Raw genomic sequence first — 19,039 nt, forward strand, 5'->3', positions numbered from 1 at the left:
TCCGGGTCCGCGGCGGCGACTCGGCCGGAAAGCGGCGACACGGCGACGCGGAGGCCTCCGCGACCTGGGTCCTGCTCTCGACGGCGCGTTCCGGGATGGCCGGAAGTGCTCGCCCGGTGCGTGCTTCCGCAGGGAACGGGGTCCCTCCCGCGGCCCGGCGCTGCCCGGCCGACCGGCACGCCTCACGGGCCGGCGGGCCCTCCTCCCGGCGGGAAACGCCCGTGGCCCTCGCCGTCCCCCCGGCGAGGGCCACGGGCGGGCGGAGCGGGGCGCGGGGCCGCTCGGCCGGCGCGGCTCAACGGTCGAGTCTCGGGGCGTACCGCAACCGCGCGACGACCGAACTGGTCCTGTTGTCCATGGACGCCACCTCGAACGCCATGCCGACCTCGCGCCGGAAGAGGCCTCCTATCTCCGCGGCCAGGTCGCGGCCGGCGTCGGTGATGCGCACCACCACGCCCCTGCGGTCGGTCGCGTGGGCCCCTTTCTCGGCCAGGCTCCGCGACTCCAGACGCTGCACGGCCCGGGTGGCGGACGACTGGTTGAGGCCCAGGAGCTGGGCGAGCTCGTTCATGCGCGTGCCCGACGGGTCACCGTTGGCGAGCGCTCTCAGGGCGAGGAAATCCGTGAGGCCCAGTTCGTAGTCCTCCGAGAGTCGCCGGTCCAGCGCGGTCCCGACCTCCGCGACCAGGACCGACAGCTGACTCCACAGCTCGATGCTGTCTTCCTTGCGCGCTCGCATGATGTCGACCTCTCCAAGGTGCCCGAGGTTTCCACCGCCCGCCGAAGGGGCCTTCCGGCCACGGTGGGGGGGTGGGGCTCGGTCCCGCGACTGCGGGGACGGCCGGAATACCTCCAGGGTAGGAGGGCCGGGCAGCCAGGAGAACCTTCGGAGACACACCTTTTCCATGCCTACACATGAAGATCGGTCGCTACTTGAATCGAGCAGGGTTCGAATCTCTCCTCTCCGGCACCGAAACCGCAGTTCACTGCCGCTTCGGCGGGGTCGCAGGGGAGTGGGACACCGCAAGACTTCCTTGCGCACGCAATGACATTGCCTTACTGTCGCTGCCGTTCGGTTCCCGGCCGCGAGGCGGCGGGGCCGACATCCGAGCATTCGTACGCCGTGTACCGACCCGTACCCGGTGTGCCGTTTCGAGGGGGGAGCATGCTCAACGCCGTCACGGCGTCGCCGCCGGTGCACACCGGCCTGCCCACCGCCCGCGCGGTGGACCACTACGCCTTCACGGTGCCATGCCTCGACGAGGCCGTCGCCTACGCCGTCGACGTCCTGGGGGGCCGGCTGTGCTACCGGGAGGGGCCCGTCGAGGACCCCTCCGGGGACTGGATGACCCGCAAACTCGGTGTCCACCCACGGGCCCGCGCCCAGGTCGCCCTGGTCCGGCTCGGTCCCTGCACCAACCTCGAGCTCTTCGAGTACACCGCCCCCGATCAACTCGTCGCCCCGCCCGGCCCGAACGACGTCGGCGGCCACCACCTCGCTCTGACGGTCGCCGATCCGGACGCGGCCGAGGACCACCTGCGCCGGGCGGGCACCGTCCGTCTCGGGCCGGCGGACCCTTCCGGCAGGGCCCGCCGCTGGTTCCTGACGCCCTGGGGCATGCTCCTGTCGGTGCGCGGGCCGCTCAGGCCCGACGGACGGCGTTTCGTCCCCGCCCCCGACCCGCACCCCACGGCCGTACAGAGCGCTCTGGGCCTGCTGGGCGTCGAGCACGTCAGTTACACCGTGGCCGACCTCGATGCCGGCGTCGCCTTCTTCACCGACGTGCTCGGCGCGGAAGTGGTGGAGAGCGGGGCGGCGCCCGACACCGGTCCGGACGGACACCGGCCTCCCGGCGCCGAGCAGTCGCGACGGGTCCTGCTGCGCACCGGGCCGACCGCCAACTGCGAGCTCGTCCAGAGCGGAACCGGCGCCCTGCGTTCCCGGCCACCGCGCAACAGCGACATCGGCGGCCACCACCTGGCCTTCTACGTCGACGACGTGGACGCGGCCGCCGCGTACCTGCGCGAGCAGCGGGGTGTGGTGCTGATGGGCGAGCCGGAGACGATCACCCAGGGGCCGATCGCCGGCGACCGGTGGCTCTACTTCAGCACTCCCATCGGCATCCAGATGGAGATCATCAGCATGCCGGACGGATCACTGCCCTACGAGCGGCAGACCACGGCCCGCCGTGCCACGCCGGGCGGCCTGCGCTGGCACGACCGCCCCTGACGACCGGGGCGGCGGCTCCCCCGCGACGGCGCCCGCGCCCCTGCGGGCGTGGCGGGCCGCGCCCCGGCCCCGTACACGCCCGCCGAGCACCCGCCGCACGCGGTGCCCCGCGCCCCGGCGGCTCCGGCCGCGTCGCGCACCACCGGCCGCGTCGCGCACCACCGCCCGTGTCGCTCACCACCGCGCCCTACGCCCCACCCAGACTCCTCAGGGGACTTCCCATGGACACGCTCACCCCGTTACCGGTCCGGCCGGTCGGGCCACTGCGCCGAGCGGCCGCCGCACGGGTGGCGCTCTGGCTGGACCGCCGGCGCGCCCCGGAATCCGACGGCCCGACCGCAGGCCCGGTCCTCGACCTCGCCGGGGCGGCCGACGCCGTCCAGGACCTGCTGCCGCCCGCCCCCGAGAACCGCCCTTCGGGACAGCTCACCGCCCACGGCACCCGCGTCGTCGGCCCGGTCCACGGGCCGGTCGGCTACCGGCGGCTGATGCGGAGACTGCTGTCCGAGGCGTCCTCCGCCTCCCCCGCCGCCAGGCCCACCGCCATCGAGTACCGCGTCCCGGCCGTGGACGCGCTCGTCGACGCCCGCCTGGACCAGGTCGGCGGCTGGGAGGCGAAGGCGATGCGGTCCCGTGCGGGAATCGCCGGAGCCCACCTGCTGTACGACATGCACCGCCGCGAGCTCGCCTCCCCGGAATGGACCGAGGCCGTCGCCCACGGCGCGGCGGCCCCGCGTCTGTTGTGGTCGACGCAGCCCGGCGCCGGCCCGGACCGGGGCGCCGACCTCGCCCGGCGGCTGCTGCTTCCCGGGACCGCCGTGGCGCTGTCGCCCCGGGCCCTGGAATCCTTCGCGCGACACGGTGTCGTCACCGGACCGACCGTTCCCGACCTCGCGGAGGCCCACCGCATCGTCGGCGTCCTCGACTGGTTCGGCCTCCGCCTGGACGACCTGGACTCCCCTGCCGGGTGACCGTCGAGCACCCGCCGCACCACACCGCCGGGCGGCGGACGCCACCGCGCGGACACCTCCCGGCGCACGGCCGTGATCCGGCCCCAGCTTCCTGTCGGCCTCTCATCCCAAGGACTCCCACTCATGCTTTCCCCTGCCTCCCTCCCCTCGGACGCGGACCCGTCCGCCGGACCGACGACCGCCGACGCGGCCGGGCGCCCGGCGGCGCAGACCGCGATCCGCCCCCGGGTACGCCGCCGAAGGTTCCTGTCCGGCACGGCCGCGGCGGGCGGCGCGCTCGCGGTGACCGCCGCCGGGCTGAGCTCCGCGGCCGCGGCGGAAACGGGGCGCGGCGCCCCCGCAGCGGGTTCGCCCGCCGACGCGGGAGCGGCCCCCGTCACGGTGCGTCCGGCCGACCGGCGCTACGCCGATCTGCGGCGCGGCACCAACCAGCGCTGGGTGGGCAGCCCCGAGCACATCGTTCTGGCCACGTCCACCGCCGACGTCGTGCGGGCCGTACAGCAGGCCGTCGACTCCGGCCGGCGACTGGCGGTACGCAGTGGCGGCCACTGCTACGAGAACTTCACCACCAGCGACGACATAGCGGTCCTCCTCGACCTGTCGCGGATGGACGACATCGCCTACGACGAGCGCCGCCGGGCCTTCTCCGTGCAGCCCGGCGCCGCCCTCGGCCGGGTCTACGACCGGCTCTACAAGGGATGGGGCGTCTACCTCCCGGCCGGAAACTGCCCCACGGTGGCCGCCGGCGGCCACATACAGGGGGGCGGTTACGGCTCCATGAGCCGCCGCGACGGTCTTGCCGTGGACCATCTGTACGGCATCGAGATCGTGGTCGTCGGAGCGGACGGCCGCGCCCGCGCGGTCACCGCGACCCGCGAGCCCGACGATCCGAACCGGGAACTGTGGTGGGCGCACACGGGAGGCGGCGGCGGCAACTTCGGTGTGGTCACCCGCTACTGGCTGCGCTCCCCGGACGCCCGCGGCGACGACCCCGCGGCCCAGCTGCCCGCACCGCCACGCGAGGTGTGGCTGAGCGAGGTCGCCTGGCCGTGGGAGGAACTGACCGAGTCCCGCTTCACCCGGCTGATGTGGAACCACGGCGACTGGCACACCCGGAACAGCGCGCCCGACTCCCCGTACACGGCGCTGTTCAGCCAGCTCAAGCCGTTCCACAAGTCGGGCGGCGCGGTGGTGCTCGACTCGCTGGTCGACGCCGACGCGCCCGGCGCCGAGCGCCTGCTGCGCAGCTACATCGCCGAGGTCGGGGCAGGGGTCGGGGTCCAGCCGCAGGTCCGCCAGTACCGGCGGATGCCGTGGCTGCACGCCACCCAGTGGCCGGGGTTCACCGGCCCGGACCCGACGGTCCGGTTCAAGGGCAAGTCGGTGTACGCGCGCCGCACGTACACCGACGCCCAGATCTCCGCCGCCTACCGGCACCTGACCCGCGACGACTTCCACAACCCCGGCGCACTGCTGATGATCGCCTCGTACGGCGGTGCGGTGAACCGTGTCGCACCGGACGCCACCGCGGTGCCGCAGCGGGACTCGGTACTGAAGTACCAGGTCGTCTCGCTGTGGCAGGACGCGGCGGACGACGCGGCCAACATCGCCTGGGTACGGGAGTGCTACCGCGACATGTTCGCGGCGACCGGCGGTGTGCCGGTGCCGAACGACACCACCGACGGCTGCTTCGTCAACTACGCCGACGTCGACCTCGGGGACCCGCGCTGGAACAGCTCGGGCGTCCCCTGGCACGAGCTGTACTACAAGGGCGGCTACCGACGACTGCAGAGGGTCAAGGCCGCCTGGGACCCCACCGGCTTCTTCCGCCACGCCCAGTCGGTGCGCCCCGCCTGACCCGGCACACCCGGCAGGCCGGCACGTCGCCGCGCCCACGGCCCGGACGTGCCGGCCGGTTCCCCTCTTTGTCCGCAGACCCACATCGACGGGAAGTCCTCGTGTCCACTGCCACGACTGCGCCCGGGCGTTCTCCCCGGCTCTCCTCGCTCACCGGAATGCGCTTCTTCGCCGCCTTCCTGGTGTTCCTCTTCCATCTGTCGCTGCTCGACGCCTACTCCACCCCCGGTGAACAGCACGGCCCCTTCGCCTCCGCGGTGAAGAACGGCGGCTGGGCCGGTGTCACCTTCTTCTTCATCCTCAGCGGCTTCGTACTGGCCTGGTCCGCGCGCGACGACGACACCACGACCGCGTTCTGGGGACGCCGGATCGTGAAGATCGCGCCCAATCACGTCGTCACCTTCCTCGTCGCCCTGGCCTCCTACGCCTACGCGTCGGCGACCTGGGGAGCGGGCATCCCCAACTTCCTGCTCCTCCAGGCGTGGATACCGCGCGACGACGTGTTCTTCAGCATCAACAATCCCAGCTGGTCGCTCTCCTGCGAGCTGGTCTTCTACCTGCTGTTCCCCGCGCTGTACCGCAGGGTCCGCCGGATCCGCGCCGAGCGGCTGTGGTGGTGGGCCGGCGGCACGGCGATGGTGATCATCTCGCTGCCGCTGCTGGTGCAGCTGCTGCCCGCGGGCGAGTCGTTCGGACCGAACCACGCCAACTCCCCGCTGTACGGCCATTCCATCACCCAGATGTGGCTCGTCTACATCTTTCCGCCCGCGCGGGTGCTCGACTTCCTGCTCGGCATCCTGATGGCCCGGATCGTGCTGACCGGCCGGTGGATGGGCCTCGGGGTGCTGCCCGCGCTGGCCGTCACGCTGGCGGCCTACGCGCTGAGCCTCCAGGCGCCCTTCCTGTTCTCCCTGAACGCCGTCGTCGTCGTGCCGTTCGCGCTGCTGATCTCCGCCGCGGCGGCCCGGGACGCGCAGGGCCGCGGCACCGCGGTCGGCGGACGCGTGTGGGTATGGCTCGGCGAGGTGTCGTTCGCCTTCTACCTGGTCCACCAGATCCTGCTGTCCGTACTGCAGGAACGGTTCGGGTACCGCGAGGCCGGCTCGCTCGCCGAGGCGGCCGGCGTGGCCGTGCTGATCGCCGCGGTGAGCCTGCTGCTGGCCTGGCTGCTGTACGTCGGTGTCGAGCGGCCCGCCGTACGGGCCTGGGCGCGCCGGAGCCGTGCCCGTGCCCGTACCCTCCGCGTCGCCCACGCCCAGCCCGCCGCCGACGGCCCCGTGCCCGGGAGCGAGGAGAGCGGACGGCCGGTCACCGTCGGCACGCCCTGACCCGACCGGACCCCGGCCGCCGGGCTCTCCCGCCTCTCCCGGCTCGCGCCCGGAGAGCCCGGCGGCCGACGGGACCGACCTCAGAGGAGCCCTCATGCCGCTGCCCGTCCTCGCGATGATGCTGTGCACCTTCTGCATCGGCACAGCCGAGAGCGTCATCGCAGGCATCCTGCCGGACATCGCGCAGGACGTCGGCGTCTCACTGACCGCCGTCGGCCTGCTGATCACCGTGTACGCCGTCGCGGTCGTCCTGGTCGGCCCCCTGGTCACCGCGACCACCGCCACGCTGCGCCGCACCACGCTTCTGCCCGCCATGATGGGCGTGTTCGTCCTCGGCAACACGCTGGCCGCGTCGGCTCCCGGCTTCGGCTGGCTGCTCGTGGGCCGCGTGGTGAGCGCGGTCGTCCACTCCACCCTGATCGCCGCCTTCGTGGCCGCCGCCCGGGACACGGCGCCACCGGACCGGCGTGCCGTGTACGGAGCGAAGGTCACCCTCGGCATCGGCCTGTCCAGTGTGGCCGGGGTGCCCGCCGGCACCCTGATCGGGACCGCGTTCGGCTGGCGCGCCACCTTCTGGGCACTGGCCGCGGTGAGTCTCGCCGCCACCGCGCTGCTCACCCGGTTCCCCGCACCGGAATCCCCGAGGGGCGCGGCGAGGCCGGCCGGTCTCCGCCGAACGGCCGCTTCGGACACCGGACCCGGCCGGCGCCGGTTCGTCCTGCCGGGCCCGATGCTGCTGGTCGCCGCGGTCATCACGCTGGGCACCGCGGGAGTCTTCGCCCTCTACACCTACGCCTCGCCCTACCTCACGGAATCCGCCGGCTTCAGCTCCGGGAGCGTCACCGTGCTCCTGCTGCTGTACGGGCTCGGAGGCATCGTCGGCAACACGGCCGGCGGCCGGGCTGCCGACCGGTTCCCGTCCGCGGCCGTCCCCGCGACCCTGGGCGCGGCCGCGGCGGGTCTGCTCCTGCTCGCGCTGCCCCCGGGCAACCGGTGGGCCGTGGCAGGCGTCTTCTGCCTGCTGGGAACCGCCTACTTCGCGACGATCCCCGCCCTCAACAACGCCATCGTGTCCGCGGCGGGCCCGTCGTCCTCCACCATGGCGTTGACCATCAACAACTCGGCGTTCTGCGTGGGCATCGCGCTCGGCAGCTGGCTCGGCGGCCTCCTGCTGGCCCGCGGGAACACGCTGCCGACCGTGGCCGCGGCCGGCGCGGCGTCGACCGCGGCGGCCTTGCTGCTGGCCCTGCTGCACACCCGACTCCGCAAGGCCTCTCCCGGACCCGCCCTCCCCGCCACCGGCGCATCCCACGACACCGGCACGACCGTCGCGGGCAGCGGAGCGTCACGGTGACGCGGGGGCGCCGGCCAACTCGGCGACCCGGTCGAGGTCGGCCACCGTGGAAGCGACGCACTTGAACGCGGCTCGCCCCGATGCCGCGAACGCCTCCGGCACGGCGAGCATGATGCTCTTGGCCTCGTCCACACCGAAATCAGCGAGCTCGGGCGAGGCGTTGAACCGCACTCCGTCGGCCGGCGACTCTCGGACGAGGGGCACCAGGCGCGACTGCTGGATCAGCGGTTCACCGCCGGTGATCACGACCGGCTCGACCGGTGAGGATGCGGCCCGGGCCACCAGGTCCGCCACGGACCGCTTCGTCGATTCCTCGCGCGGGTCGAACCGGGACCAGTCCCAGGTGTACCTCGTGTCGCACTTCGCGCAGGTCGGGTTGCACCGCGACAGGCGGATGAACGATGAACAGGGCAGGGTGCCCGCAGTCGGGGCCCTCGCCCTGGAAGGCCGGCGCTTCGACACCGAAGCACTCCGCGACGATCACCCGGTGCTCGACTCCGTCCGTCACCGGTCCGAAGGCGACGGGCTCGCGCGAGGTCACTGCCCCACCACATCGAACCGGGCCCAGCTGCTCCCGGTCTCGCGGACGAGGCCGACCTGCTACATTTCCGGAGGCCGTGCGAAGGATCGAGGAGGTGGTACCCGTGAACGCAGTATCGACATGGGTGCTCCCCTCCGGGGTCACGGTCGGGCGGTAGACAGGTCGTCCGGGAGTGCCGTTCCAGTGCACTCCTGAAAGGCACGACCATGCGTTTCACTTCCGAGCAGCGCCTCGGCGACGGCCTCCTCGAACGCGAATTCACCCTCGGTGGGATCCCCGGCATCCTGTGGACACCCGCATCCGCATCCGCACCGGTGCCGCTGATCCTGCTCGGCCACCCTCCCCTCGGGCTGTGCAAGATGTACCCCCGGCTGGTGGCCCGGGCCCGGCATTCCGCGGCGGAGGGCTTCGCCACGGCCACCATCGAACTCCCCGGAAGCGGCGACCGGCCCCGTTGGCCCGTCGTCGAGCAGGCCCGCGCCGACCTGCGCCGGGCGATGGAGGCCGGCGAGCCGGTCAGCGGCGAGATCGTCGACGCCCTCGTCCTCCCGCTGGTCGACAAGGCGGTCCCGGAGTGGCAGGCCGCCCTGGACGTCCTCCTCTCGCTGCCCGAGATCGGCGGCCCGGTCGGGTACTCGGGGGGAGTGATCTCCATCGGCATCCGGCTGGCGGTGGTCGAGCCGCGCATCATGGCCGCCGGTCTCTTCGCCGGGAGCTTCGTGCCTCGCGCCATGTTCGAGGAGGCCCGGCAGGTCACTGTTCCGCTGCACGTCCTGCTGCAGTGGGACGACGAAGGCAACGACCGGCAGGCGGCCCTGGACCTGTTCGACGCCTTCGGCTCCAAGGAGAAGTCCCTGCACGCCCACATGGGCGGGCACACCGGCGTCCCGCAGTTCGCGGGAGAGGCCGCGGCCCGGTTCTTCACTCGACATCTGAAGTGAGGCCGGGCCGTCGGACCGGCAGCAGTCGGTAGCGGGTGCCGACCGGCATGCCGCTCCTCGAGGACAGGCCCCGGTCCTCCGCACCTCTCCGCCCCGTGGGCTCCTGCTGGACTCCCGGCAGGGGCCCCTGCCGCCCGAGGCCATGAACTGTTCGGTTTCCGCAGAGCTTCGAGTGCTGCCCGAACCCGTGTACAGGTGCTGCCGGTTCTTTCTTGTGAACAAAGCCAATCCCCGCGGGTGCGGGGAGCAGGTCTGGCCGCTCACCTCCTCCAGCCTGGGATGGTCCCAGGCACCGCGATCGGTGCCAGGATCACCACCACTGCTCCCCGCACCCGCGGGGATGGTCCCTTCGCAGGTCAGAGCCGGTTGTGGGGGTCAACCTGCTCCCCGCACCCGCGGGGATGGTCCCGCCACCGAGGCGTCGGCGGACCGGCTGCGGGCCTGCTCCCCGCACCCGCGGGGATGGTCCCCGAGCCGTCGCGACCGTGCTCGGCTCGTTGGGGCCATGAAATTCCTTCGGTCGTACGTGTTCGGGTGCAGGTTGGCGCGGCGTGTCGGTGGTTCGGGAGGCTGTCGGTGAACTCTCTCCGCTCTCGTTATCGCCAATGGGCGGTTCTGCGGTGGGCGGCACGTAGGGGTTCTGGCGCCGCTGGGAAGCCGACCGATGGCCCGGGCTACATCGCCCAGGATCGTCAGTCGACCGTCCGGGCGATGGGCTCAAGATCGTCCACATTGACGACTTCATAGTCGCGCAGTTCGCGCACGAGTTGACTCGCGAGGAACCAGCCCAATTGGGGATGCCCGTACGGGACCGGTACGTCGCCCTCCTCGACGGGAAGTGGTTCAAGGCCGGTGGCGGTGAGTCGGTACCGGGAACCGATGACGCCCCAGATCGAGGTCGTACCAGCGAGGAAGGCGACGTGTCCTTTCCGCAGGTGCGGACAGAGCTCGAGTGCGGGGCGCACGTGCTTCAGGCACACCGGCGGCTGAGCCGTCCTCACCGGCTCGTTCGAGCGCCGAGAGAGGTCCTCCGTAGCCCCGGCCAAGAAGAGTGGCCCTTGGCTGTCTCGGCCGAGCAGAAGCCGACCTGACACCGAAGCTGCTCCATCGCCTCTCGCTGCCGGGCAGGGTTGACCAGACGCCACTGCGGCCTGCCTGTCGGCCATCCGGACACGTTGAGTGGCTGGGAGCACCGCGCCCACAGCTCGCCGCGCGGACCACGGTCGTCAGGGGTCTCGTCGTGGTAGGCCAGGCGCACGGCGCCGAAGGTGTCTCTCCTCAAAGTGAGTTCCGCCTCCAGCGCGCCGTACTCACCCTCTCGTGAGGTGATGTACGGAACGACTCGCGGCGCAGCGGTGGACCGCCTCACGCGGCCGTCCTCTCCGTGCTGAAGGGCTGGTGCGAAGCGACCACAGGGCCCTCGGGGAGGAGCGTGCCGGTGTCGGTGTCCCGTGCCGCCCGGATCACCTGGTTCAAGAACCCGTACGTCTGCTCGTCCGTGAGGTCGCTCAGCCGCAGGAATGCGCTGCCGTGCACGGGATTACGCCTTTCGTTCCCTCTTGATCCGCTCTTCGCGCGGCACAGTGACGGTTGACTCGCCGGCGTTCGTGGCCGTCCAGGCGAGGGCCCATGCGTAGATCTTTCGCAGGAGGTATGACCCGTCTCCTCTCATGGGGGAGGCGATGCCCTCCTCATCCGCTTTCTCGTCCCGCACTTGGTCTCCCACCTGTGTCTCGGTCACCGGGGCGGCTCGCACTTCAGCTCGCCCCACACCTGCTTGCCCCACTGGTGGAGGTCCGTGCCCCAGCGCTCGGTCAAGGAGTCGACCAGGACGAGGCCACGGCCACGGATCCGGTCTCCGTTGGAGTCGGTCCGCATCATGGGGACGGTCCTGGAGCGGTCGACCACCCCGAGGCGGACCCGGTGCTTGGCGGGCCGCGTGACGACCACCCGGATCGAGGCGAGACGGCCGTACTCCACGGCATTCGAGACCAGCTCCGTGATGACCACCATGGCGTCGTCGATGTGCTCCTCCAGGCCCCAGGCAGCCAGAGCGGTCCGGACGAGCCGGCGTGCGACGGCCGCGCTCTCCGGCTCTCTGGGGAGGGTCTCGGAGTATCCGGGGTGCCCTGTGGGGTGCGGCGTTGCCAATACAGTCATCAGGACCTCTGGGGTGCGGTTGCGGTATGGCCTTACCGAGTGAACGGCTCACGGCCTCCCAGGGGCAGGAAAAGCCCGCACCGCGTGCATCGACCCCGACCGGAAATTTCCTGTTCACTCCCCTTCTGATGGGGGATCAGTCACTACCGTGGTTACGTGGAGGGGAACGAGAGCCTCAACAACGCCATGCAGGAGAGCGGCCTCACCCAGACCGAGCTGGCCGACAAGGTGAACACTCACCTGGTCTGTGCCGGGCACGAGGGGACGGTCAGCGACCGCACCGTCCGCAACTGGCTGACCGGAAAGACAAGGTGGCCTCACTCTCGGCAACGCGAGGCGTTAGAGGCAGTATTCGGCTGTACCGCCGGAGAGCTGGGCTTCAGTCCGCCGGCGCGAAGACGGCACACCTCGAACTCTGTGGAGGACCCCGTGAGGCGCCGGAACTTCCTCACAGTCGCCGGCGGCACGACAGCCGCAGTGGCGTTCCCCTTCGTCGGGGCCCCGCCCAAGGTGGGGACCTCCGACGTCCTCCGGCTCCGCAGCGGGCTGGACGCCCTGACGGCCCTGGACGACACCAGAGGAGGCCATGAGGAACTGGAGCGGGCCGCGTTGGCCGGGGCCGCCGAGGCTCTGGAGAAGCAGAAGCTCGGGGCCACACAGCGCATCCGCCTCCGGCTTTTCTCCGTCGCCGCCGACTACACCGCCACGGCCGCCTGGAGCGCGATCGACGCCCGTCGGCCGGACCGTGCGTACGCCCTGCTGGGGAAGGCCCTGTACCTGGCCGGGATGGCCCAGGACTCCGTGGCGGAGCTGAGGGTCTGGAACTCGTACGCCATGCTGGCCCACCAGCGAGGGGAACACACGGAGGCCGTCGACTCCGCCCAGGCCGCGCAGACGATGGTGATCACCAGGCGGGATCCCTTCTTCGCTTCCCTGGCCCATGCCCGTACGGCCATCGGCCACTCGAACCTCGGGGACCGCCAGGCTGCCATCCGCTCCCTCGGGCACGCCCAGGAGGCGCTGGGCAAGGCTGAGCAGGACCGGCCCAGGCCGAGCTGGACGGCCTTCTACGGACTGGCTGAACTGACTGCCATGACGGCCATCGTCCGGGACCGGATCGGGGACCACTCCGGAGCCGAAGCCGCCTCCCACATGGCTCTGAGGTCGATCCCCGAGCAGTTCCGCAGGAACAGGGCCCTGGCCACCGCACGGCTCGCCCTGGCCCAGCTTCACCAGCAGGACGTCGATGAGGCGTGTGCCACGGCCTCTGGTGTCTTCGAGCTGATGGAGGGCTCGCCGCTGCCTGGAAGGATGCGCTCCCTCCTCGGGGACTACTACCGCGACTTGATCACTCTTGCGCCGGACGCGGCAGTCGCACGAGAGTGGGGGGATCGCTGCCGAGCCGAATGGAGTCGAGCTTGAGCGCTGCCGATCTGGTCGTTCGCCGCTTCGCGCACAAGGATCTCCCACGGATCCGCCAGGCTTTGATCGACGTGCACGCCGACGCCCACGCCGATGCGATGGATGACGAGTTCAACCAACGTTTCCCCTGGTTCGTGGACCACTGGGGAGGTCATCCCGAGTTCGCCTGTGTGATCGCCTTCGACGGGGAGGAACCGGTGGCCTTCGCCTATGGGGCTCCCGCGAACCCGAACCGCGAGTGGTGGCGTGAGCACCTCGAGCCCGCCCCGGAGAAGGACCGGACGTTCTCCTTCTCGGAGCTGGCCGTTCGTACGAAGTGGCGGAAGCGGGGTGTGGCCCACGCGCTTTCCCGGGCGCTTCTGGAGGACCGGCCGGAGGATCTCGCCGTCCTCCTGGTCGACGTCACGCACCCTCGGGTCCAGGCACTGTACGAGTCCTGGGGCTTCAGGAAGGTCGGGGAGCGTCGGCCCTTCCCGGACTCCCCGGTGTACGCCGTCATGCTGGCCGAACTGCCGCTCCCACGCTGACCCGGCCGTCCTCTCGCCGTCGTCCTCGAAGGCCGTACGGGCGGCCCGGTGACCGTCCCTCGTGCCGCCCCGACGCCCTGACCGGCCGCTCTCTCCGCTTGTCGTGGTGGCCCTGCCGCCTGCGGCTCCACCGGCCCGGCCCCCGTGTCCGGCATCCGGATCGTCCGGACTCCCGCCCATGCGGACCGCGTGAGTCCGGTAGCCCTTCGCCGGACGCGCCAGGAGCGAGCACCGGACGGACCCGGGGGACGGAGGAGCCGCTGCCGCGAACCCGTCCCCGCCCACCACGCGGATGATCCCGAGCGCGGGCGGTCAGTAGTTCTCCCACTCGTCCAGCACGTAATCCAGTACGGCCGGTTCCATCAGCGTGCTCGGCCGTACGTCCTGGCGGCGGCGGTCCACGGGGAACACCGCGGCGGCCTTCAGGACCGCCTCGTCCAGGTAGCGCAGTGGCGGGGCGTCCGATGCCAGCCGCAGCGGCGGGGGAGTACCGTCGCCCGGGGTGGCCAGGACGAAGCCCCAGTTGCCGAAGCTCGGCACGTCGACCTGGAACGGGGTGGTCGAGTAGCCCGCCGTCTCGATCGTCTTCGCGATCGACCAGTACGTCTTCGGTGCGAAGAACGGCGAGCCGCTCTGCACCATCACCCTGCTCCGCGGCGTCAGGACCTGCTCGAGCAGGTGGTAGAACTCCACCGAGTACAGCTTGGCCAGCGCCGCCGTGTCCGGGTCGGGGAAGTCGATGACGACCGCGTCGTACGGTTGGCGGGCGTCGCGCAGCCAGGTGAAGGCGTCGGCGTTGACGACCTTGACCCTCGGGTCGTCGAGCGCCTCGTCGTTGAGGTCGCGCAGGGGCTCGTAGTCGCGTGCGAGCCGGGTCATCGCCGGGTCCAGTTCCACGAGGGTGACGTGCTGGACGTCGTCGTAGCGCAGCACCTCGCGCAGGGCGAGCCCGTCGCCGCCGCCCATGATCAGCACGTTGGCGCGGGAGCCCGCGAGCGCGGGGTGGACGAGGGACTCGTGGTAGCGGTACTCGTCGACGGAGCTGAACTGGAGATCGCCGTTGAGGAAGAGCCGGATGTCCGGTTCGCCGGTGAAGGCCGTGGAGCGGGTGACGACGATCTCCTGGTACGGCGTCGTCTCCGCGTGGACGATCGGGTCCCGGTACATCTGCTGGCGCGCGGTCACCTCCAGGTCGTCCGCGAGCGCGTACGCCGTGCCGAGCACGGCCAGCACCACCGTGACCCCGGCCAGCAGGGCGCCTCGCACCCAGCGCCGCATCTGCCGGCGGAAGATGAACACCACCACGAGGACGCCGGCCACCGCGTTCACCCCGCCGACCACCAGCGCGCCCTTGAGCTGGCCGAACGTCGGCAGGAGCCACAGCGGGAAGCACAGGCCGCCGACCAGCGCCCCGATGTAGTCGACGGCGAACATGTCGGCGACCGCGCTGCCCGCCTCCTGCCGCCGGATCCGCTGGAGCATGGTCATCAGCAGCGGGATCTCGGCGCCGATCAGCAGGCCGACGGCCATCGCGACCACGATCATCGCTGGGGTGTACAGCTGGAGCCAGGCGAACGCCGAGTACAGCACCAGCACCGACAGCCCGCCGACCAGCGCCAGCACGCCCTCCACGAGCGCGAACGCGCCCACCGCGCGGCGGCGCAGGGGTTTGGCGGCGAGGGAGCCGAGCCCCATGGCGAACACCATCACGGAGATCACCACGGAGGTCTGGAGCACCGAGTTGCCGATGAGGTAGCTGCCCAGCGCGGTCAGGGCCAGCTCGTACACGAGGCCGCAGGCCGCGCAGAGGAAGACGGCGAACAGCAGCAGGAAACGAGCCCCCCGGGCGGGCCGGACGGCCGGGGGGCGGGAGGGTGTCGCGGTGGTGTCGCCGCCCTGCACGGCGGTGGCGCTCATCGGGGGGGCGCCGTTACGAGATCGCCGCGCCGACCATGAACCCGGTGCCCAGGTACATGCCGGCCTGGACCCAGGCGGCGGGGTGCGGACGGCCGTCCTGGTCGTCGAGGACGACCGCGCCCATCCGGCCCGGCGTGAACACGCCGATCACGATGCCGACGACGGTCATCACCAGCACCCCGGCCAGGCCGTACAGCAGCGTGCTGAGCAGGCCGTGGCCGAGGCCCTGCTCGGACTCGCTCGCCTCGATGGCCTTCATGATGACCAGACCCACGGCGACGGACTGGCTGCCCAGCAGGACGGCCGCGCCGCGGTTCCGGTCGGTCCATACCACGTGGTACAGCTTGCCCGGCGTGACGAGGTCGAGCGCTATGAAGCCGACGGCCATCACGACGAGGCCCACGACTCCGTAGAGCAGGGCCTGGCCGGTCGACTCGAAGATCTCGGTCACTGCGTTGCCTTTCTTGAGGGCGGGGTCGGGGCGTGATCCGGTGGTGTGCGGGAGGAACGTGGGATGCGTCGGCGGGTGGGCCGGCCGGTCACCGGGCGTTACTTGCCCTCACCGGGGCCGCCGCCGCGGAAGCTCGAGCTGTTCGGGTTCGGCCAGTAGGTGAGGTGCTGCTGGTGGCGGTGGTAGCCGTTGCGGTAGTCCTCGATCTCGATCAGGCTGCCGCTCCGGTACGGCGAGACGGTGACCATGTCGTCGCCGTAGCGCAGGAACTCCATGGTGCCGCCGGAGGCACGGTCCAGTTCCGGCCGCTCGGTGCGGATCGCCTGGGCGACCTCGCTCGGGGTGCTGTCCGGGTCGAGCCAGTCCGCCCCGGTGGCGGTGTACGTCTTCTTGATCCACTCGCGTGGGGCCGCGTTGCTGTCCCCGTCGCTGGAGCAGGCGGCGAGCAGGGGCGCGGCCAGCATGGCCGCCACCGCTGCGCGGACGAGTCGGGCGCTGTTCATCGGGCCTCCAGCCGGCTGTGCGTCGATACGATCTGGCCGTTCTGCGGATACGTGTGCCAGGTGCGCCAGAGGAGCCCGGTGCCGTACGGTCCCCCGACCGGCTCGACGACCACGGCGGTGACCGCCTCCGGCGAGCCGGGGAAGACCCCGCACAGGCTGTGCTCGGCGTCGGTGGCCCGGTCGAGGACCTGTGCCACCTCGGCGCTGAACTCCTCGGAGGGCAGCCGGCGGGTGGTGGCGCCGAAGTCGTAGACCCAGCCCGGCAGGTGTCGGGTGCAGGTCTCGGGCAGCCCCCTCACCGCACCCTGCAGACAGGCCACCGTCTCCCGCACGGGGCCGGCGAACACCTGGTGCGAGGCCCCGAGCAGCCGCAACCGCACCTCCAGCCCGTCGAGCGACACCACACGTTCTGCCAGCGCCGGACGCTCCGTCAGGTCCAGCGAGAAGCAGAGCTGATCCGCGTCCGTGTCCAGATAGGGGGCGTCCAGAGAAACGGCGTACACACGGCCCCCCGGTCGTTTCCTGCCATGATCGGCGCTCGAGTATGGCACACGTGTTCGCGGGACTTGAGGGGCGGGGGAGGGGCGGGGGACGAGGGGACCTCTCACTTCGCGGAGGTCAGTCCGTCTCCGGCGGCAGCGCCAGTACCGCGACGACCGCCCGGTGGTCCGTGCCCGGCACGGTGTGCTCGCCGACGGAGACCCCCACCAGGCCGGAGCCGTGCAGGACGTGGTCCAGCGGGATCAGCGGCGGGACGAGAGCGTGGCCGACGGGCCAGGTGCGGGCCCATCCGTGGCCGAGTTCGGCATGGGTGTCCGTGAGGCCGGCCGCGAGCAGCTCCCGCATCGGGGCGTGGTCGAGGGAAGCGTTGAAGTCGCCCAGGAACACGGTGTCCGGGCCGCTGCGCCGGGCCAGGGAGGCGAGGGCGGTCATGTCCCGTGTCCAACGCTCCGGGTCGCCGAGCGGGTAGTAGGTGTGAACGGCCACGAACCGCACCCGGTGCCCGCCGACCGCGACCTCGGCGGTGGTCTGGGGCCAGGCGGTGTCGATGCGCGTCGTGCCGCCGTGGGACAGCGGATGCCGTGAGTAGAGCGAGGAGTCGTCCTCGGGGTGGAGCTCCCGGTACGGCATCAGCTCGCCCAGGCCCGCCGCGTCGAGTGCGTCGACCCCTGACGGGGGCATCTGCTCCACGGCCAGCACGTCGATCCGCTCGGCGCGGACCAGCTCCACCAGCGCGCGGGGATCGGCGCCGCCGGCGTTCACATTGACGGTGGCGACACGCAACTCGACCGATTCCGCGGGCACGTGCCGTCCCTCGGGGACGAACCGCGGGGCCAGCAGCGTCACGTGGGCGACCACCACGACCGCGGCGACGGCCACGGCCCACCGGGACCGCAGGGCGGGGACGGCGGCGGTCACGCCCAGCACCAGCACACCGAGGACGGTCGCATAGGGAAAGAGCACCATGGGCATCGCGAGCGGCGTCCCCGCGTCGAGTCCCGTCAGCCGGACGACGAGCAGAGCGGCGGGTACGGCGAGCACGACGCCACAGCCCAGCAGCCCCCACGCCCGTCCGCGTCGGCCGGGTGTCCGCCGCCGGTCCGAGTCGTGCGGGGTGTCGGTGACCGTGCCCGTCATGCGTCCCCACTCCGGAGTCGTGCCCGGCAAGATCACCGGTTCCCGCTACGGGGACGCCGGCACGGGCGCGCACGGTTCCGGTCGCGGACGGTCGGCCGAACCCGGCTGCCGGGGGCATGAGTCACAGCAAGCACACACTCACCGTGACCCACAAGGACGCGGACACCGCCAACCGGTGGGTCAACGGGCAACTGAGCAGCGCGGACCACTTCGCCGAAGCACGCAGGGGAGCAGCCTCGCGCGGCATCGCGGGCCGTCTGCTGTGCGCGGTGCGGGAAGCGTGCACGCGCCTGGTCCGACACTCGTGAAGCCGCACCGGTAAGCCGGGCCCCGCCACCACCGAGGCGGGCCCCGGCACGACCCCTCGGCGCCCCATCCTCAAGGGGACCCGGCACATGTGCCAGATCCCCCTCACCCTCGGGCCGCGCTCCTCAGCTCAGGGACGTGGGGCGGCGCGGGGGCGGCACCGCCCGCAGCAGCTCCCACAGCGGACGCGAGCCCGCCGCCCACACGGCCAGGGTCCGCCGGTCCACGACGTGGAGCCGCTGCTCCTCGGCGAAGGTCACGGCCGGACCGGTCACCCGGCCGTTCGTCACGATCACCGCGACGTCCGCCCCGTGCACCTGCCGGGCCGTTCCGTTGAGCACCTGCAGATCCGGCGTGCCCACCGCCGCCCCTCCGGCCCCGGCACGGCGGTGCTTGCACTGGATCACCCAGCGCCGTCCGAACGGGTCCGTGGCCTTCACGTCCGCGCCCAGATCACCTCGCCCGCCGACCCGCCGGGCGTCCTGACAGCCGTCCCGGCGCATCAGGTCGCGCACCGCGTCCTCGAACCGGGTGTGGTGCAGCGCGTCCAGCTGGGGCAGCCCGTACCGCAGACCCCGCGCCCGTACGGCCTCCCACCGCGCCTGCTGCCGCCGGTGGTGGAACCGGCCGGCCCCCACCAGCACGGCGACCACCAGGAGCACGACGAGCACCCACCAGTGCGCCGCCAGCCACTTGACCACCGTCACCGCCAGGACGACGACAGCGGTCGCCGTCACGGCGAAGGCGATCAGCCGCGCGTCCCCGTCCTGTTTCCCGCCGGGCCGCCGCCCACGCCGCCGTACCGGCGGGCGCCGCCGGGTCACCGCTCCCACCGGATCGGGCACGACACCGTGGGCCGCGGCCGCGGGACCCCCTCGCCCGCCCCGGAGGCA

At 72.1% G+C, this 19,039-nt stretch carries 20 protein-coding genes; 9 read left to right on the top strand and 11 right to left on the bottom strand.

From position 1 onward, the window contains the following. Nucleotides 1-295: 295 nt before the first annotated feature. On the bottom strand, nucleotides 296-739 hold the full coding sequence (locus tag ADK41_RS41810; protein WP_030830777.1) for a MarR family winged helix-turn-helix transcriptional regulator: 444 nt from the start codon (nucleotides 737-739) through the stop codon (nucleotides 296-298). A 426-nt stretch (nucleotides 740-1,165) separates the two neighbouring features. Here ADK41_RS41810 and ADK41_RS42560 point away from each other — a divergent pair, with 426 nt between their 5' ends. The 5 genes from ADK41_RS42560 (at nucleotide 1,166) to ADK41_RS26470 (ending at nucleotide 7,740) form a co-directional block, all read left to right on the top strand. Further along, nucleotides 1,166-2,230 (top strand): VOC family protein, encoded by a 1,065-nt coding sequence (locus tag ADK41_RS42560; RefSeq protein WP_063756560.1) that lies wholly within the window; start codon nucleotides 1,166-1,168, stop codon nucleotides 2,228-2,230. Between the two features lie 221 nt (nucleotides 2,231-2,451). Beyond that, nucleotides 2,452-3,201 carry a hypothetical protein gene (locus tag ADK41_RS26455; protein WP_030830782.1) on the top strand — a complete coding sequence of 250 codons (750 nt, stop codon included), beginning with the start codon at nucleotides 2,452-2,454 and terminating at the stop codon, nucleotides 3,199-3,201. Nucleotides 3,202-3,324: 123 nt separating this feature from the next. Next, entirely contained in the window at nucleotides 3,325-5,058 is a 1,734-nt protein-coding gene (locus tag ADK41_RS26460) for an FAD-binding oxidoreductase (protein ID WP_078662056.1), read from the top strand. A 101-nt stretch (nucleotides 5,059-5,159) separates the two neighbouring features. After that, complete coding sequence (locus ADK41_RS26465; RefSeq protein ID WP_037804688.1) at nucleotides 5,160-6,386, top strand: acyltransferase family protein; 1,227 nt, start codon at nucleotides 5,160-5,162, stop codon at nucleotides 6,384-6,386. A gap of 94 nt (nucleotides 6,387-6,480) precedes the next feature. Further along, entirely contained in the window at nucleotides 6,481-7,740 is a 1,260-nt protein-coding gene (locus ADK41_RS26470; RefSeq protein WP_051843316.1) for an MFS transporter, read from the top strand. Here the strand turns inward: ADK41_RS26470 and ADK41_RS39820 are convergent. Next, entirely contained in the window at nucleotides 7,732-8,202 is a 471-nt protein-coding gene (locus ADK41_RS39820; protein ID WP_234318913.1) for a 4Fe-4S cluster-binding domain-containing protein, read from the bottom strand. The two genes, ADK41_RS26470 and ADK41_RS39820, sit on opposite strands and share 9 nt — an antisense overlap. A 285-nt stretch (nucleotides 8,203-8,487) precedes the next feature. On the opposite strand from ADK41_RS39820, the gene ADK41_RS26480 reads away from it, so the two are divergent. After that, nucleotides 8,488-9,222: a hypothetical protein gene (locus ADK41_RS26480; RefSeq protein WP_030830795.1), complete on the top strand. Its 735-nt coding sequence runs from the start codon at nucleotides 8,488-8,490 to the stop codon at nucleotides 9,220-9,222. 692 nt (nucleotides 9,223-9,914) lie between these two features. Here ADK41_RS26480 and ADK41_RS43475 read toward each other — a convergent pair. From ADK41_RS43475 to ADK41_RS26495, 3 genes are all read right to left on the bottom strand, one after another. After that, a complete protein-coding gene (locus ADK41_RS43475; RefSeq protein WP_234318917.1) occupies nucleotides 9,915-10,187 on the bottom strand; it encodes a hypothetical protein in 273 nt (90 codons plus the stop codon). Between the two features lie 400 nt (nucleotides 10,188-10,587). Next, nucleotides 10,588-10,758, bottom strand: a complete 171-nt coding sequence (locus ADK41_RS41815; RefSeq protein WP_158717688.1) for a hypothetical protein — start codon at nucleotides 10,756-10,758, stop codon at nucleotides 10,588-10,590. 201 nt (nucleotides 10,759-10,959) lie between these two features. Next, the gene (locus tag ADK41_RS26495) at nucleotides 10,960-11,382 is read right to left on the bottom strand and encodes an ATP-binding protein (RefSeq protein ID WP_030830801.1); all 423 of its coding nucleotides are present in this window, start codon (nucleotides 11,380-11,382) and stop codon (nucleotides 10,960-10,962) included. Nucleotides 11,383-11,811: 429 nt separating this feature from the next. Between ADK41_RS26495 and ADK41_RS26500 the strand changes: the two genes are divergently transcribed. Then, entirely contained in the window at nucleotides 11,812-12,804 is a 993-nt protein-coding gene (locus ADK41_RS26500; RefSeq protein WP_348538637.1) for a hypothetical protein, read from the top strand. Continuing rightward, nucleotides 12,789-13,331, top strand: coding sequence for a GNAT family N-acetyltransferase (locus ADK41_RS26505; RefSeq protein WP_030830807.1), 543 nt, complete (start codon nucleotides 12,789-12,791; stop codon nucleotides 13,329-13,331). The genes ADK41_RS26500 and ADK41_RS26505 overlap by 16 nt, the downstream gene beginning before the upstream one ends. A gap of 312 nt (nucleotides 13,332-13,643) precedes the next feature. On the opposite strand, the gene ADK41_RS26510 is transcribed toward ADK41_RS26505, so the two are convergent. From ADK41_RS26510 to ADK41_RS26530, 5 genes are all read right to left on the bottom strand, one after another. Further along, nucleotides 13,644-15,248, bottom strand: a complete 1,605-nt coding sequence (locus tag ADK41_RS26510; protein ID WP_051843322.1) for a polyamine aminopropyltransferase — start codon at nucleotides 15,246-15,248, stop codon at nucleotides 13,644-13,646. A gap of 13 nt (nucleotides 15,249-15,261) precedes the next feature. Further along, nucleotides 15,262-15,699, bottom strand: coding sequence for a DUF350 domain-containing protein (locus ADK41_RS26515; protein WP_030830812.1), 438 nt, complete (start codon nucleotides 15,697-15,699; stop codon nucleotides 15,262-15,264). Between the two features lie 98 nt (nucleotides 15,700-15,797). Next, nucleotides 15,798-16,202, bottom strand: a complete 405-nt coding sequence (locus tag ADK41_RS26520) for a DUF4247 domain-containing protein (protein WP_030830814.1) — start codon at nucleotides 16,200-16,202, stop codon at nucleotides 15,798-15,800. Next, nucleotides 16,199-16,705, bottom strand: a complete 507-nt coding sequence (locus tag ADK41_RS26525) for a DUF2617 family protein (protein ID WP_030830816.1) — start codon at nucleotides 16,703-16,705, stop codon at nucleotides 16,199-16,201. The genes ADK41_RS26520 and ADK41_RS26525 overlap by 4 nt, the downstream gene beginning before the upstream one ends. A gap of 115 nt (nucleotides 16,706-16,820) precedes the next feature. Further along, on the bottom strand, nucleotides 16,821-17,840 hold the full coding sequence (locus tag ADK41_RS26530) for an endonuclease/exonuclease/phosphatase family protein (RefSeq protein ID WP_030830818.1): 1,020 nt from the start codon (nucleotides 17,838-17,840) through the stop codon (nucleotides 16,821-16,823). Nucleotides 17,841-17,983: 143 nt separating this feature from the next. Between ADK41_RS26530 and ADK41_RS26535 the strand changes: the two genes are divergently transcribed. Beyond that, nucleotides 17,984-18,148, top strand: a complete 165-nt coding sequence (locus tag ADK41_RS26535) for a hypothetical protein (protein WP_158717689.1) — start codon at nucleotides 17,984-17,986, stop codon at nucleotides 18,146-18,148. 123 nt (nucleotides 18,149-18,271) lie between these two features. Here ADK41_RS26535 and ADK41_RS26540 read toward each other — a convergent pair whose 3' ends face one another. Continuing rightward, complete coding sequence (locus ADK41_RS26540; RefSeq protein ID WP_030830824.1) at nucleotides 18,272-18,970, bottom strand: restriction endonuclease; 699 nt, start codon at nucleotides 18,968-18,970, stop codon at nucleotides 18,272-18,274. Between the last annotated feature and the right edge of the window lie 69 nt (nucleotides 18,971-19,039).

Origin of the sequence: Streptomyces caelestis (assembly GCF_001279005.1) — a bacterium.
Lineage (GTDB): Bacteria > Actinomycetota > Actinomycetes > Streptomycetales > Streptomycetaceae > Streptomyces > Streptomyces heliomycini.